The organism is Pseudooceanicola algae, assembly GCF_003590145.2.
Taxonomy (GTDB): Bacteria; Pseudomonadota; Alphaproteobacteria; order Rhodobacterales; family Rhodobacteraceae; genus Pseudooceanicola; species Pseudooceanicola algae.
In genome coordinates this window covers 1,862,749-1,876,233 of sequence record NZ_CP060436.1, presented here as the reverse complement: position 1 = coordinate 1,876,233, position 13,485 = coordinate 1,862,749, and the positions used below count along the sequence as shown (strand labels likewise).

10 protein-coding genes are annotated in these 13,485 nt (G+C 64.4%); 4 read left to right on the top strand and 6 right to left on the bottom strand.

Features of this window, described 5'->3' with window-relative positions:
* Positions 1-22: 22 nt before the first annotated feature.
* The gene (locus PSAL_RS08790; RefSeq protein ID WP_119839045.1) at positions 23-928 is read right to left on the bottom strand and encodes a LysR substrate-binding domain-containing protein; all 906 of its coding nucleotides are present in this window, start codon (positions 926-928) and stop codon (positions 23-25) included.
* A 254-nt stretch (positions 929-1,182) separates the two neighbouring features.
* Between PSAL_RS08790 and PSAL_RS08785 the strand changes: the two genes are divergently transcribed.
* A complete protein-coding gene (locus tag PSAL_RS08785) occupies positions 1,183-1,431 on the top strand; it encodes a DUF6552 family protein (RefSeq protein WP_119839043.1) in 249 nt (82 codons plus the stop codon).
* A 423-nt stretch (positions 1,432-1,854) separates the two neighbouring features.
* Here the strand turns inward: PSAL_RS08785 and PSAL_RS08780 are convergent, their stop codons facing one another.
* The 5 genes from PSAL_RS08780 to PSAL_RS08760 all read right to left on the bottom strand — a co-directional run bounded on the left by PSAL_RS08780 (position 1,855) and on the right by PSAL_RS08760 (position 7,725).
* Complete coding sequence (locus PSAL_RS08780; protein WP_119839041.1) at positions 1,855-3,060, bottom strand: Bcr/CflA family efflux MFS transporter; 1,206 nt, start codon at positions 3,058-3,060, stop codon at positions 1,855-1,857.
* Positions 3,061-3,416: 356 nt separating this feature from the next.
* The gene (locus PSAL_RS08775; protein ID WP_119839040.1) at positions 3,417-4,514 is read right to left on the bottom strand and encodes a tRNA-dihydrouridine synthase; all 1,098 of its coding nucleotides are present in this window, start codon (positions 4,512-4,514) and stop codon (positions 3,417-3,419) included.
* Between the two features lie 266 nt (positions 4,515-4,780).
* Positions 4,781-6,241: an SLC13 family permease gene (locus tag PSAL_RS08770; protein ID WP_231388469.1), complete on the bottom strand. Its 1,461-nt coding sequence runs from the start codon at positions 6,239-6,241 to the stop codon at positions 4,781-4,783.
* Positions 6,242-6,357: 116 nt separating this feature from the next.
* Positions 6,358-7,227 carry an MBL fold metallo-hydrolase gene (locus PSAL_RS08765; RefSeq protein WP_119839039.1) on the bottom strand — a complete coding sequence of 290 codons (870 nt, stop codon included), beginning with the start codon at positions 7,225-7,227 and terminating at the stop codon, positions 6,358-6,360.
* A gap of 54 nt (positions 7,228-7,281) precedes the next feature.
* Positions 7,282-7,725 (bottom strand): Dps family protein, encoded by a 444-nt coding sequence (locus PSAL_RS08760; RefSeq protein ID WP_119839038.1) that lies wholly within the window; start codon positions 7,723-7,725, stop codon positions 7,282-7,284.
* Between the two features lie 249 nt (positions 7,726-7,974).
* Here PSAL_RS08760 and PSAL_RS08755 point away from each other — a divergent pair, with 249 nt between their 5' ends.
* The 3 genes from PSAL_RS08755 (at position 7,975) to PSAL_RS08745 (ending at position 13,415) form a co-directional block, all read left to right on the top strand.
* Complete coding sequence (locus PSAL_RS08755) at positions 7,975-8,886, top strand: hydrogen peroxide-inducible genes activator (protein ID WP_119839037.1); 912 nt, start codon at positions 7,975-7,977, stop codon at positions 8,884-8,886.
* Between the two features lie 371 nt (positions 8,887-9,257).
* Entirely contained in the window at positions 9,258-13,049 is a 3,792-nt protein-coding gene (locus PSAL_RS08750; protein ID WP_196222776.1) for an ATP-binding protein, read from the top strand.
* Between the two features lie 6 nt (positions 13,050-13,055).
* Positions 13,056-13,415 carry a response regulator gene (locus tag PSAL_RS08745; protein ID WP_196941925.1) on the top strand — a complete coding sequence of 120 codons (360 nt, stop codon included), beginning with the start codon at positions 13,056-13,058 and terminating at the stop codon, positions 13,413-13,415.
* Positions 13,416-13,485: the final 70 nt, after the last annotated feature.

Sequence of the window (13,485 nt, the reverse complement as noted above, 5' to 3'; positions counted from 1 at the left end):
GCCTGCTGCAAGCTGACCTCGCCTAGGTCTGCGGCTGACTGCGGCCTTGCCCCGCTGCGACCTCCAGCAGCCAGCTGCGCACATGGGTCGAGGCGCTGGAAGCACCCTGACGGGGCACAAGCAGAAAGAAGTCGAGACCACCATCAAGGGCGGTGCCGATCGGTTGCACAAGACGCCCGGCCTCGATGTCCCGCTGCACCAGAAACCGGCTCGCAAGGGCGACCCCCTGACCGGCAAGCGCAGCATCAAGGCTGAGCGTCGTCTGGTTGAACCGCAGTTCGCGGCGGCTTTCGACCACCTGCCCGAAGGCGGCTGCGCTGAACTTCGGCCACAGATCATGGGTATCGTTCAGCAATGTCCTGCGCGACAGGGCCGCGGCGTCGAGGGGGAGATCATCCTCTGCCACGAGGTTGGGGGAGCAGATCGCGATGACCTCCTGAGGGAACAGGAGATCCGCATGCAGGCTGGCCCCGAACGGGGGCTGACCCTGCCGGACCGCCAGATCGATGCCGTCTGCATGAAAGCTGGACACACGGTCTGTCGCGGTGATGCGCAGGTCGATGTCGGGATACGCCTGCGTGAAGTCCGCAAGGCGCGGGATCAGCCATTTCGACGCGAATGTCGGGGTGACGCTGATCGTGACCCGGGCCGGGCTGGACCGTAGCGCGCCGGTCGCCTCGACAAGTTGGGAAAAGGCGCGGGACACGGCCGCGTGGTAGACCCGGCCTTCGTCGGTAAACACCAGGCCGCGCGGTTCGCGCAGGAACAGGCGCAGGCCAAGGTGGTCTTCCAACCCGCGCACCTGTTGTGCCACGGCGCCCTGAGTCACCCCAAGTTCCCCGGCTGCCGCGCGAAAGTTCAGGTGACGGCCCGCCGCCGCAAAGGCGCGCAGTCCGTTCAGAGGGGGCAGGTCGGTTTTGGTCACCACGATAGATTTTCTACATGCTCTCAGCAGGGCTTCTGACTGGATGAAGGATACGGAAATCAATTATTATCTGATTTGTTACGTCAGTCGAGCCTATTCAGGCCGCAAGGAGGCAGTGATCATGTCGGCAGAAAAAATATTGCCAAGCGCGCTGGGTGGCAGGGGGAGGGGCGTCGCCTCTCTCATCTCCTGGCTCATGACGCAGAATGGCGCCCAAGTCGCTGGCCGGAACCGGCGCATCGACGGAGGGTTGCCCCATGGCCACTGAAATTAGCAGAGCCAGTGACCACGGGCAGATGGCCTTTCTGGTGAAATGGGGCGCCTCGATCATTCAGATCATGGGCTACGCGGCCACCGGTTTCGGCTGGTCCCCGTGGAACCTTTACCTGTTCCTGGTGGGTGTTCTGGGATGGTTGATGGTCGGGGTGCTGTGGAAGGACAGGGCGATCATGCTTGTGCACCTGGTCGCTCTGGGCGCCATGCTGGCCGGCATGGCCAGTCAGTAGGCGCGGGCGCCCCCGGCCCTTGCTCGTCAGGGCGCCGACTCGCGCGGTGCGAGCCACTTCCGCTATGGGTGGGGGTCACAGGGGGCAGACGCATGTGGCGCTGTCCCTGACCGGCAAAAAGGCGACATGCCGGCGATTGCCCCCGAACATCTTGGTGAAATCCGCAAGCTGCGCAGCATTGGCCGTCCGAAGCTGACGAAATTGTCCGGGCTTTCCGAACGGCAGGTGTCGCGCCTTGAAGGGGCCTTGCCGATGATGGTCGCGCCGACCGAAGCCATGTTCATGCGCCTTGCCCAGGCTTTGAGCCTGCAACCCGCTGCCCTGGCCGGGGTTCACCCTTTGACCGAAGCCGACCCTGAGGTCGCTCCGAAGAAGACCTGCGGCTTCTGCTGGCGGCAAAACGATGGTCCCGGCCGTCGTGCTTCAGGATGGCGCGGACAGGTTTTCCGTGACGAAGGGCCGGTTCTGGACCATCAGCCAGAGCACGGCGCAGGCGGTGCCGATGGCGATCAGCATGATGCCGTAGTTCCGGATCAGATCATGGGAATTGGCGGAAACGATCTGCACGCCAGCGGCCCCCATCAGGGTGCCGCTGAACTGAATCAGGGCGGCGGCCGATCCGGTGTCCCGGGTCTGCTGATCCAGCATCAGATTGGCGCCGGGCACCCGCATGGCGATGACGGCGATGGTCGTCACGGCCGCGACCGCCGCGAAGATCCAGGGCGATTGCGCCCCGAAGAACAACATCACGACACCGCCCGAAACGATCACGACGAAACAGCCCAGGATGATCGCCCGCACCGGCACGACGCGGGAAAGCCGCAGGTACAGAACCGGCCCCAGCGTGGCGCAAACCGCGTTGAACGAGAAGATGTAGCTGAATTCCTGCTCGGACATGCCGAAGCCGTCGATATAGACGTAGGCCGCGATGCCGATGAAGGCCATCATGCACATGCGCACCGGCGAGAACAGCAGCAGCAACGTGGCAAAGTGCGGGTTCCGCAGGACCACGCTCAGCCGGTTCCAGGATTTCAGGATCGGGGCGGTGGATCGGTCCACCATGGTTTCCCGGGACAGCGCGACCAGCCCCGCCGCGATGCAGGCGAAGACGGCCAGAACCAGGAAGATCACCCGCCAGGACGCGATTTTCAGCAGGAAGGCCCCGAGGACAGGCGCGATCATCGGCGCGATGATGACCAGGGACATGACCGTGGCCATGACCTTTTCGCGGTCCCGCCCGTCAAACAGATCCTTCACGATCGAGGTGCCGATGACCGTGATCCCGCCGCCTGCAAGCCCCTGAAGGACGCGGAAGGCAATCAGGCTTTCGACGTTGAAGGCGATGGCGCACAGCAGGCTGGCGGCAACATAGATCGCGAGCGTGATGTAGAGGATCGGCTTGCGCCCCGTCCGTTCGCTCAGCGGACCCCAGAACAGCATCCCGATGGCAAAGGCGACCATGTAGGCGCCAAGCGTCAGGTTGATCATCGCGTGGCTGGTAGAGAAGATATCCGCCATCGTCGGAAGCGCCGGAAGGTACAGATCCATGGTCAGCGGGGGAAAGGCGCCCAGGATGATCAGCAGAAACAGGGTTCCGCGTTTGCCCAGTCCGGGCTGCTCGACGTTCATACCGATTTGTCCCGTCTTTGGTTTGCCATTGACCCGGCGCGCTGCCGCCGTTTTCGGCGAAAGCGGCGGCCAGCGCGTGGCGCGCGGCCGAGCCAGAGGCCCGTCATGAGCCATCCGTCGCGGCGGGGCAAGGGCCCCTGACCCCCGGCCTGGCAGTCGGACGGGCAACAGGGTTCAGGCGGGGCCTTCTGCCCTGCCTGAACAATTCATCCTGCGGGTTGCGGTGGTTTCAGGGCCGGTCCCCCTATGGCAAGTGCGGCCCTGGTTTCCAACCTGCATGCTTGGGGAAGAACGCGAAGGCGGCCGGAAAGACCCGCCCGCCCTCGATATTTCGCTGCGGCAGACAGGCCTTTGGATCAGGCCGATTCCGCATAGCCGCCGTTGTAGTCTTCGCTTTTCCGACGGATCTGCGAATGCTCGACGATCCGTGCGCGGGCGATACCCCGGAAGTCTTCGATCGAGGCATAGCCCTTGCGTTCGAGGTAGTCGGACAGATCGCCCGTCAGTTCCTGGATCAGCTTCACACCAACGCCACCGCTGCCCTTTTCCTCCATCGCGGCGGTGCAGATCTGCAGGTTGCCGGCACCATGGACGATGAAGTTGAAGGCCTCGCGGAAGCCCTTGATCCCGCCGATGCCGGAAATCGCCTGATCCGGGTGAGCCCGCGAAATCGACGAGACACGCTCCAGCGCCTGGTTCAGGATCGCCAGACCAGCCTGCCCACCGGAGGTGACCAGCCCGTCTACCTCGACCTCGAATTTCAGGGTCTCGGGGTCCATCAGCGGCAGGGACGGGAAGGTGTTGCACAGCGAAATGGACGAGGCCCCGGCCGCATAGGCCGCTGCGGCGCCGCTGACGAGGGACGAGGACGAGGGCGTCAGCTTGACCCAGATCGGCACGTCGACGGCATCGGTGACGGCCTTCAGTACCCAGCGGATGATGTCTTCGTCATTGGCGATATGGGCGCCCATGTCCTTGCGGTCCATGTGCGGGCAGGACAGGTTGAGCTCCAGCGCATCACAGCCGACGTCAACGCAGGCCCGGGCGAGCTTTTGCCAGTTCGCCATCTCTTCGTCATTGCCGGCCCCGGCCATGATCGAGGCGATGACCATGCGGTCCGGATAGGCGGTCTTGATCTCTTTCAGGTCGGGCAACCACTGGTCCAGCGGTTGATCAGAGATCAACTCCCAGTTCCAGGAGGAATGCGACACGGTATCGGGCCGCTTTTCGCGCGACACGTAAGGTTTCGTTTCCCCGGTGCGCTGGTAGATCGTTTTCGGCCCGGCCACGTTTTCCACCGGGTGCAGGCCGATGGTCTTGGTGACGACCCCGCCCCAGCCGGCGTCGAAGGCCTTCATGATCTTGCGTTTGCTTTCCGTCGGCGGCGCAGAGGCCAGAACGAACGGGTTTACGAATTTGAGACCGGTAAAGTGTGTTGTCAGATCAATCGTCATGGCGCATCCCTCCTGCTGTTTTGAGGACTATGACCGGATTTTTTATCAAAAGGTCAATAAATTCCGGAAGCAATCAACAAAAGCAGGGGAAGCCGGTCGAAATTGGGCGCCTGATGGTGAAAACATGTGCAGTGGCTTCATCTTGCCTTGGCTGCGTCCACCGTCGGGATGCAGCGCTTTTGACGGCGGACGCAGATGTCTTTCTGTTGCCCGCGGTGGAAATCTGCCTTGAAGGCTGCCTTGAGGTGGCCTCCACGACAGCCTGCTCAGATCACAGCCAGCAGTTTCCACCACAGGAAATCGAGCGGTATCAGAAAGAGGACCGTCAGCAGAAAGAGCGAAAGCGTCACCTTCAGCAGCCGGCGCGGGGCTTCGCCGGCAAGGCCCATGGCGACGATGAACGGCCCGATCTGGTAGGGGAAGAGGACGGTCGAGAACCCGATGACCTGGGTCATCAGAACGGCCTCAAGGGAGAAACCCGTGGCGGCGGCCAGGTCGGGCGCCAGCGGTGTCAGAACCGCCGGAACGCCCGGCATCGTGGTAAAGATCGAAGTCCCCGCGCCGATCAGCGCCAGCGACATGAAGTTGCGGAAATCCGCGCCGGGTTGCATGGGCAGCCAGGCAAAGGCCTCGCGCGCGATGATGTCGCCAAGGCCGCTCTTGTTGACCACGACGCCAAGCGCAAGGGCCCCGGCGATGAAGAACAGCGTGCCCACGTCGATCGCGGACTTGAAGGCAGGCTGTGGAACGAAACCGAACTGCGGCACCATCAGCACAAGGGCCGTGGCCGCCCCGATCCAGGCCGGGTTGATCCCGTGAATCTGGTCGGTGGACCAGAAGACCAGCGTGACCAGCAGGATGACCAGCAACAGCCCCTGTTTGCCGCCAACGGGGGGCTCCGGGGCGGGCGGCTGGTCCTGCGGGGCGGTCAGCCGGGCGGGGAAGAACACCAGCACCAGCCCGACGATCACCGCCGATTTGAAGAGACCCAGTACCGGGTAGTGCAGCAACAGGTATTCGGTATAGCCGAAATGCACGTCGAAAAGCTGGTCGGCCAGCCCCGCCATGACCACGTTGGGGATGTTCGATGGCAGGATCGCAAAGCTCGGCATGTTGGTCCCGATGGCGATCACCGCGGCGACGCCTGTACGCCCGGTGGTGCCCTTTGTCAGGCCCAGTACCTCGGCCAGCGCCATGCCGATCGGCACCATCACCGCCGCGCGACCCACCGAGGACGGCATGACGAAGCCAAGCGCCATGGAGACCAGCATCAGCCCGCCGATCAACACGGGATAGCTGCGGGACAGGTAGCGCCGGGTCAGCCCGCCGATCCGCGCACCGAGGCCGGATATCGTGATCGCCGCCCCGATGATGAAGCCCGCGATGATCAGCCACATCGCCGAAGAGGTGAAGCCGGAAAAGACGACATCCGGTGTGCTCAACCCGCCCAGCAGCAGCGCGGTGAAGAAAAACATCGAAGCGACGTAACCCGGCACCAGTCCGGTGGCCCAGAGGCTGAGCGTGACGAGCACGATCCCGAAGATCGCCGCCTGGTCGCCTGCCATGCCGAGGGGCATGGTGACGCCACACCACACCGCCAGCACCAACACCAGTGCGACCGTGATTTCCTTGAAACGGGCCATCCCGGCCTCCTTCAGCATTTGGACCTGGTCCATGAGGTAGCGGATGACGGGAGAATGTACGATAGCGACATCTTGTCGGGCCATGCCGAATTGATGTCAGCCTCTGGCGTCGATCGATCCCGGCCGAGCCCGGCCTGCCTTGTCCGCAATTGCGGGCGCGGGCGTGGGACCAGGTGCGGGATCGTCGAAAGAGCCGCGCCTCAGCGGCTTTCGAAATAGTCGAGGGGCAGTTTCAGATAGGACCGACCGTTATCCTCGGGCGCGGGTTTTCTGCCGCCCCGGATGTTGATTTGCAGCGCTGCCAGCATCAGTTTCGGCAGCGGCAAGGTCGCGTCGCGGGCGTCGCGCAGGGCGCGGTATTCGGCCTCTGTCGGCGCATCTTTCCAGTGAATGTTCGCCGCGCGGTGCTGCGCCACGGTCGCTTCGCAGCGCGCCTCCCGGTCCGGAGCGTAATCGTGGCCGACGAAAATCCTTGTTTCCTCCGGCAGGGCAAGGATCGCCGCGATACTGTCATACAGCGCCTTGGAACTGCCGCCGGGGAAATCCGCGCGGGATGATCCGCTGTCGGGCATCATCAGCGTATCATGCACGAAGGCCGCATCGCCCGCGATATAGGTGACCGAGGCCAGCGTGTGGCCGGGCGAGAACATCACCCTGACCGGGACCTCTCCGACCATGAAGGTCTCGGCATCGGCGAACAGGCGGTCCCACTGGCTGCCGTCGGTCGGGAAATCATCGGGCAGGTTGTAGATATCCTGCCAGAGCTTCTGCACCCCGGTGACCTTTTCTCCGATGGCCGTGGCGGCCCCCGTCTGCGCCTTCAGCCAGGGCGCGGCCGAAAAGTGATCGGCATGGGGATGCGTGTCGAGGATCCAGATCAGGTCGATCCCGGTGTGCCGCACATAGTTCAGCAGCCGCTCGGCATTCGCGGTGGATGTCGCACCGGCCAGGGGGTCGAAATCCAGAACCGGGTCGACGATCGCGCCCTTCATGGTCCGGGGGTCGTGGAACACATATTGCCAGCTTCCGGTGGCCTTGTCCCAGAAGGATTTGACGATGGGGTTGGTCATTTTCGTGGTTCCTGGCAGTGTGGAATGGGGTGGGCCGGCGGCCCACCCATCGGTTCAGCGCAGACTTGCCTTCATCATCCAGAGTTCCTTTTCATGCCAAGCCAGCCGACCGGTCAGCAGATCTGCGGAGGCTTCGTCGCCGGCCTCGCCCGCCGCACTGATGGCGCCGCGCAGGGTTTCGGCAATGGCCTCGTGTTCCTCGACCAGCTTGGCAACCATGTCCTTGGCGGACTGGGCCGGGGCGGCTTCGGGCGCGGCAAGGGCCATCAGGTCGGCCACGCTGGCGGGGGCATAGGCGCCCTGGGTCCGGATACGTTCCGCGATCTCGTCCAGTGCGGCCCAGAGGTTCTGGTACTGTGCCTCGAACAGGTTGTGCAGCTGGCGGAACATCGGGCCTTCGACGTTCCAGTGATAGCCGTGCGTCTGCACGTACAGCCGGAAGGTCTGGCCCAGAACGGCATTCAGGGCGTCGATATGGGTTTGGGTCTGGGTGGTCATTGTTCTGTCTCCTGAAGGTATCGATGTCTGTAGAAGGTAGGGGGCCAGGACTGGCGCGCCACCCGGTGCGGGCGCCGCACATCGGGACAGGCCGACCGGCCGGGGTCCTCTGCACGCGCGGGCATGGGGTGGGCGTTCGTTCCTTCGCGGCTTTCTTCCTCTGGTTCGTTGCGTTGACCCAAAGATAGCCCCTTGCGGTATATAGGGGAAATTGAATAAATTTACGTCTGTAATAGAGGAAGCCTATCAATGATGACATTGCGCCAACTGCGGTTCCTGACTGCCGTTGCTGATTGCCTGAACTTTTCGCGCGCGGCCGAGATCTGTTTCGTGACCCAGCCGACGCTGAGCGCGGGCATCAAGGAGCTGGAAGAACGCCTTGGCGTGCGGCTGATCGAGCGCACGCGGCGCAGCGTCATCCTGACCCCGGTGGGCGCGCAGATCGCCGCGCGGGCCCGGCGTCTGCTGCTGGATGCCGCCGAGATCGAGACCTTGGCGCAGGCCCACAAGGATCCGTTCAAGGGCGACCTGAAGCTTGGCTCGATCCCCACCATCGGGCCCTACCTGCTGCCCCACGCCTTGCCGGAAATCCGCCGGGCGTTTCCTCTTCTGCGCCTCTACCTGCGCGAGGAGATGACCGAAGCATTGATCGAGGGCCTCACCGATGGACGCCTTGATCTGGTCCTGATCGCATTGCCGTTCGACACCGGCGCCTTGCAGATCATGCCGCTGCTGGAGGACGGCTATCAGTTCGCCGCACCCTCGGACTGGCCCGCCCCCGATGAAGAGGCGCCGCTGACGCAAAGTGGCCAGCTCATGCTGCTGGAGAAGGGGCATTGCCTTCAGCGTCACGCCCTGGCGGCCTATCCCGAGCGCCTTCTTTCTGCCGATGACAGCTTTGCCGCCACCAGCCTGACCACGTTGGTGTCGATGGTGGCGCAGGGGCTTGGCGTCACGCTGTTGCCGAACCTTGCGGTGGCCGCTGGTGTGGCCGATCACGCCAATGTCCGGCTTTCCCCCTTGCCCGACGCCTACCCCCGGCAAGTCGCCATCGCCTGGCGTCCCGGCACGGCGCGGGAGGAGGTCTTCCGGGCGCTGGGCGCGATCCTTCGGCAGGTCGGGCAGGATCTGGTGGCGGATACAGGCGCCCTTTCCACATGAGGTCGGAGCGGGGGGCACGGATTTCCCTTTCGTCCCCTCGGGGCCCAAGCCAGGTCCAACACCTGCTGGGGTCCCTATCTGCCCGTCCCACCGGCGCAGGTCCTTGCAGGGTCCGGGAAACCGCCGGACGGACGGCGCCATTTTTCCGCCGTCGGACATGAAGAAAAGCCTCGACTTCGGGGGCCGGACCATTAGCTCTGTGAAGGCGGCCCGGTCACGGCTGCGCCCCCAGGGAAACTGATGAGACCGAGGCAGTTGTCGCCGTGTCATTTGGATGCAGGACCCGGCGGTGAACGCCGGGTTACATGGTTGGCGCATTTGCGATGCGCCCACAGGGGTGTCGGGCCGGGCAAAGGGATGGGAGACAGCGCGTGAGCCAACAGCAGATCGAGCCAAGGGCTGACCTTCTTCACGGGGGCGAGATGCGGCAGCTGATCGAGGGGGAAGACTGGGCGGACACCGCCCTTGGCCCCCGCAGCGCCTGGCCGCAGAACCTGCGGACCTCCGTGGAGATCATGCTGGCCTCCCGTTATCCAATGTTCATCTGGTGGGGGCCGGACCTGATCCAGCTTTACAACGATGCCTATACGCCGGTCATGGGCAAGCGGCACCCCTGGGGCCTTGGCAAACCCGCGCCCGAGGTCTGGTCGGATGCCTGGCCCCTGGTCGGCTCGCTGGCAGAGGCGGTCATGCAGGAGGGGCTGTCGACCTGGAGCGAAGACCTCGAGATGGCGATGACCCGCAACGGCTACCTCGAAGAGGTCTATTTCACCTTCGCCTACAGCCCGATCCCCAACGAGGACGGCAGCATCGGAGGTTTGTTCTGCGCCTGTACAGAGGAAACCCAGCGGGTGCTCAGCGACCGGCGCATGGCGATCTTGCAGGAGTTGGGCCACCGGACGACGAATGCCGCCGGTATGGAACAGACCTGTGCCGCCATCGTCGACACCCTTGCGGGGGCGCAACGGGATCTGCCTTTCGCGCTGCTGTACCGGCTTGACCCGGATGGGGCGGGCATCACCCTGGCGGGGCGCACCGGGGTGGAGCCGGGCCATGCCTGCTGCCCCGAACAGGTGCGGCTTGCGTCCGCCGCAGCGGCCTGGCCCTTTGATGAGGGGATGCAGACCAACCAGCCGGTTCTGGTGAAAAACATCGCGGACCGGATGGGGGATGCTTCGGCCGGTTTCTGGCCTGATCCCACACTGGACGCGATCCTGCTGCCCCTGGCGCGGGGCGAACAGAACACGGCCGAAGGTTTCCTTGTCGCCGGGCTCAGCCCGCGGCTGGTCTGGGACGAGGGCTACAAGACCTTCATGACCCTGTTGCAGCGCCAGGTCGCTGCGGCCATCGGCAACGCCCGCGCCCATGACGAAGAACGCCAGCGCGCCGAAGCCCTGGCCGAGATCGACCGCGCCAAGACCACCTTCTTTTCCAATGTCAGCCACGAATTCCGCACACCGCTGACCCTGATGCTGGGGCCGCTGGATGACCTCTTGACGCGGGATTCCATCGAAGGGGACGACCGTGACCAGATCGCGCTGATACAGCGCAACGGGCTGCGGTTGCTGAAACTGGTCAATACGCTGCTCGACTTCAGCCGCGCCGAAGCCGGGCGTATGCAGGCGCGCTATGAACCTGTCGATCTTGCCGGGCTGACCGCCCAGCTTTCCAGCAACTTCCGCTCTGCCTGCGACGCTGCCGGGCTGTCGCTGACCCTTGATGTGCCGCCCTTGCAGGAGCCGGTCCATGTGGACCGCGACATGTGGGAAAAGATCGTCCTCAACCTTATGTCCAATGCCTTCAAGTTCACGTTCGAGGGCGGCATCGCGATCTCTGTCGCGGCCGAGGGCGACATGGCGGTGCTGCGGGTGCGCGACACCGGTACGGGCATCCCGCAGGACGAACTGCCCCGGATCTTCGAGCGTTTCCACCAGGTCGAGAACGCCCGTGGCCGGTCGCACGAAGGGTCCGGCATCGGGTTGGCGCTGGTGCACGATCTTGTCGCTCTGCACGCCGGGTCGGTCGATGTCGAAAGCACCCTTGGCTGCGGGACCGAAGTCACCGTGCGGCTGCCCTTCGGCACCGACCATCTGCCTGCAGGCAGCGGTCTGACCGACCGGTCCGATACCGACACCGACACCGCGATCCGCGCCGAGGCCTATGTCGAAGAGGCCATACGCTGGCTGCCCGAGGCACCGGCCGCCGCCGCGACGCAGTCCCCGCAAGCCGCCGATCAGGGGGGCGAAGGGACGGCCGAGGTGCTGCTGGTGGACGACAACGCCGATATGCGCGGCTATATCGAGAAGCTGCTGACCCCGCGCTACCGGGTGCGCAGCGCGGCGGATGGTGTGCAGGCCCTGGCGCTGTTGCAGGCGCAGCGCGCCGACCTGGTGCTGTCCGATGTGATGCTGCCGAAGATGGATGGCTTCGAACTGCTCAAGGCCGTGCGCAGCGCGCCTGAAACCCGCGATATCCCCTTTATCCTGCTTTCCGCCCGTGCGGGCGAGGAGGCGCAGGCCGACGGGCTGCGGGCCGGGGCAGACGACTACCTTGTCAAGCCCTTCCAGGCGATGGATCTGTTGGCGCGCGTGCATTCCAACCTTGATCTGGGCCGTGTGCGCCGCGAAGCCATGGATGCGATCAAGGAAGGCGCAGCGCGGCAACGCTTTGTCGGAGAACTGAACGATGCCCTGCTGACCGTCTCGGACCCTTCCGACCTGATGCATGCGGCCAGTACCGTGCTGGGGCAGCATCTGGGTGTCGGCCGCGTGGCCTATGCCGAGATTGACGAGGCCGGGGGCGAGGCCAGTGTGCTGGTCGACTGGACCGATGGCATCAGCCCCAGCCAGCAGATGCGCTATCGGCTGGCCGATTTCGGGAAGCCGCTGCTGGCCCGGTTCCGCCGGGGGGAACCCGTCGAAATGGTCAACCTGTCGGGTGATCCCGACCCGCGTGCCAAGCGGGGCGCAAGCCTGCTGGCCGCTGAATCGCGCGGCTCGTTCCTGTCGATGCCCCTGATCAAGGGCGGCCGGCTGGAAGCGGTCCTGACCGTGCAGGACCGAAAGCCGCGCCATTGGACGGATATCGACGTGGCGCTGATCCGGGAAACCGCTGACCGGACCTGGGCCGCCGTCGAACGTGCCCGCGCCGATGCCAAACTGCGCGAAAGCGAAGAGCGGTTCCGCCAGATCGGCGAGGCGTCCTCGGACGTGGTCTGGGTCTGCGATGCGGAGCGCGCTGCCTTTGAATATGTCAGCCCCGCGTTCGAGACGATCTATGGCATTTCACGTGACGAGGTGATCTCGGCCGGGCTGGATCAGTGGCAGGGGGTGATTCACCCCGACGACCGCGCGTCCTTCCAGACGGCGATTGACCGGGTTCGGACGGGTGCCCATGTGACCCATGAATTCCGCGTGATCCGGCGCACAGATGGGCAGGTCCGCTGGGTGCAGGAAACGGATTTCCCGCTGAAGGCCGACGATGGCCGCGTGACCCGCATCGCGGGCCTTGGCCGGGATGTCACCGAAGCGCGCAGCCTGACCGCCCAGCAACAGGTGCTGATCGCGGAACTTCAGCACCGCACCCGCAACCTGATTGCCGTGGTACAGGCCGTCGCCAGCCAGACGCAGCGCACCACCGGCTCCATGCAGGAATTCCAGTCGCATTTCCGCAACCGGCTGGCCGCGCTGTCGCGGGTCCAGGGGCTGTTGTCGCGCGCCGATGTCGAGCCGATCAACATCGGGGATATCCTGCGGCTTGAGGTCAAGGCCATCGGGCACGAGATCGACGGCGACCGGATCGAATTCGCGGGCCCGCGCATCCTGGTGCGCAGCTCGGTCGTCCAGACGCTGTCGCTGGCCTTGCACGAACTGGCCACGAACGCGCTGAAATACGGCGCCCTCGGCAACGAGGCCGGGCGGCTAAAGGTCTCCTGGCAAGAGATTTCGGACGGGGAAGACCATGTCTGGATGCGGATCGAATGGCTGGAAACCGGCATCGATACGACGGATGATCGGATCAAGGTCGCAGATAGCGGCTATGGCCGGACCCTGATCGAACAGGCCCTTCCGCATTCCCTCGGGGCGCGGACATCCTACGAGTTGAATGAGACAGAGCTGCGCTGCGTGATCGAAGTGCCTCTGAATAACGAGCAGGAGAATTGAATGCCGATGTCTAAATTCAAGGGACGGACGATCCTGATCGTGGAGGACGATTACCTTGTCGCCCTCGACATGGCCGAAGGGCTGACCGAAGCCGGGGCCGTGGTTTGCGGGCCCGTTGCGACCGTCGAAGATGCCATTCGGGAAATCGAAAGCCGGGCGCATCTGGACGCGGCGCTGCTGGATGTGAATATCCGGGGCAGCTATGTCTACCCGGTTGCCGATGTGCTTCGGCAACGGCAGGTGCCCTTCCTGTTCCTGACGGGGTATGATGCGGCGTCCATCGATCCCAGCTACGCCGAGATCCCCCGCTGCGAAAAGCCGATCGATTTCGCGTCGATCAGCAATGCGCTTTTCCTGCGGACCTAGGGGCCCGGCGTTGGCTGGCCGCGCGCCTGCGTTCTCGTGGCCGGATTGATGAGGCGGTTTCGACGCCCCT

Coding starts and splice junctions, on each gene's coding strand:
- PSAL_RS08785 (WP_119839043.1), top strand. CDS start 1,183: ATGGCCACTGAAATTAGCAGAGCCAGTGACCACGGGCAGATGGCCTTT.
- PSAL_RS08780 (WP_119839041.1), bottom strand. CDS start 3,060: ATGAACGTCGAGCAGCCCGGACTGGGCAAACGCGGAACCCTGTTTCTG.
- PSAL_RS08775 (WP_119839040.1), bottom strand. CDS start 4,514: ATGACGATTGATCTGACAACACACTTTACCGGTCTCAAATTCGTAAAC.
- PSAL_RS08770 (WP_231388469.1), bottom strand. CDS start 6,241: ATGGCCCGACAAGATGTCGCTATCGTACATTCTCCCGTCATCCGCTAC.
- PSAL_RS08765 (WP_119839039.1), bottom strand. CDS start 7,227: ATGACCAACCCCATCGTCAAATCCTTCTGGGACAAGGCCACCGGAAGC.
- PSAL_RS08760 (WP_119839038.1), bottom strand. CDS start 7,725: ATGACCACCCAGACCCAAACCCATATCGACGCCCTGAATGCCGTTCTG.
- PSAL_RS08755 (WP_119839037.1), top strand. CDS start 7,975: ATGATGACATTGCGCCAACTGCGGTTCCTGACTGCCGTTGCTGATTGC.
- PSAL_RS08745 (WP_196941925.1), top strand. CDS start 13,056: ATGTCTAAATTCAAGGGACGGACGATCCTGATCGTGGAGGACGATTAC.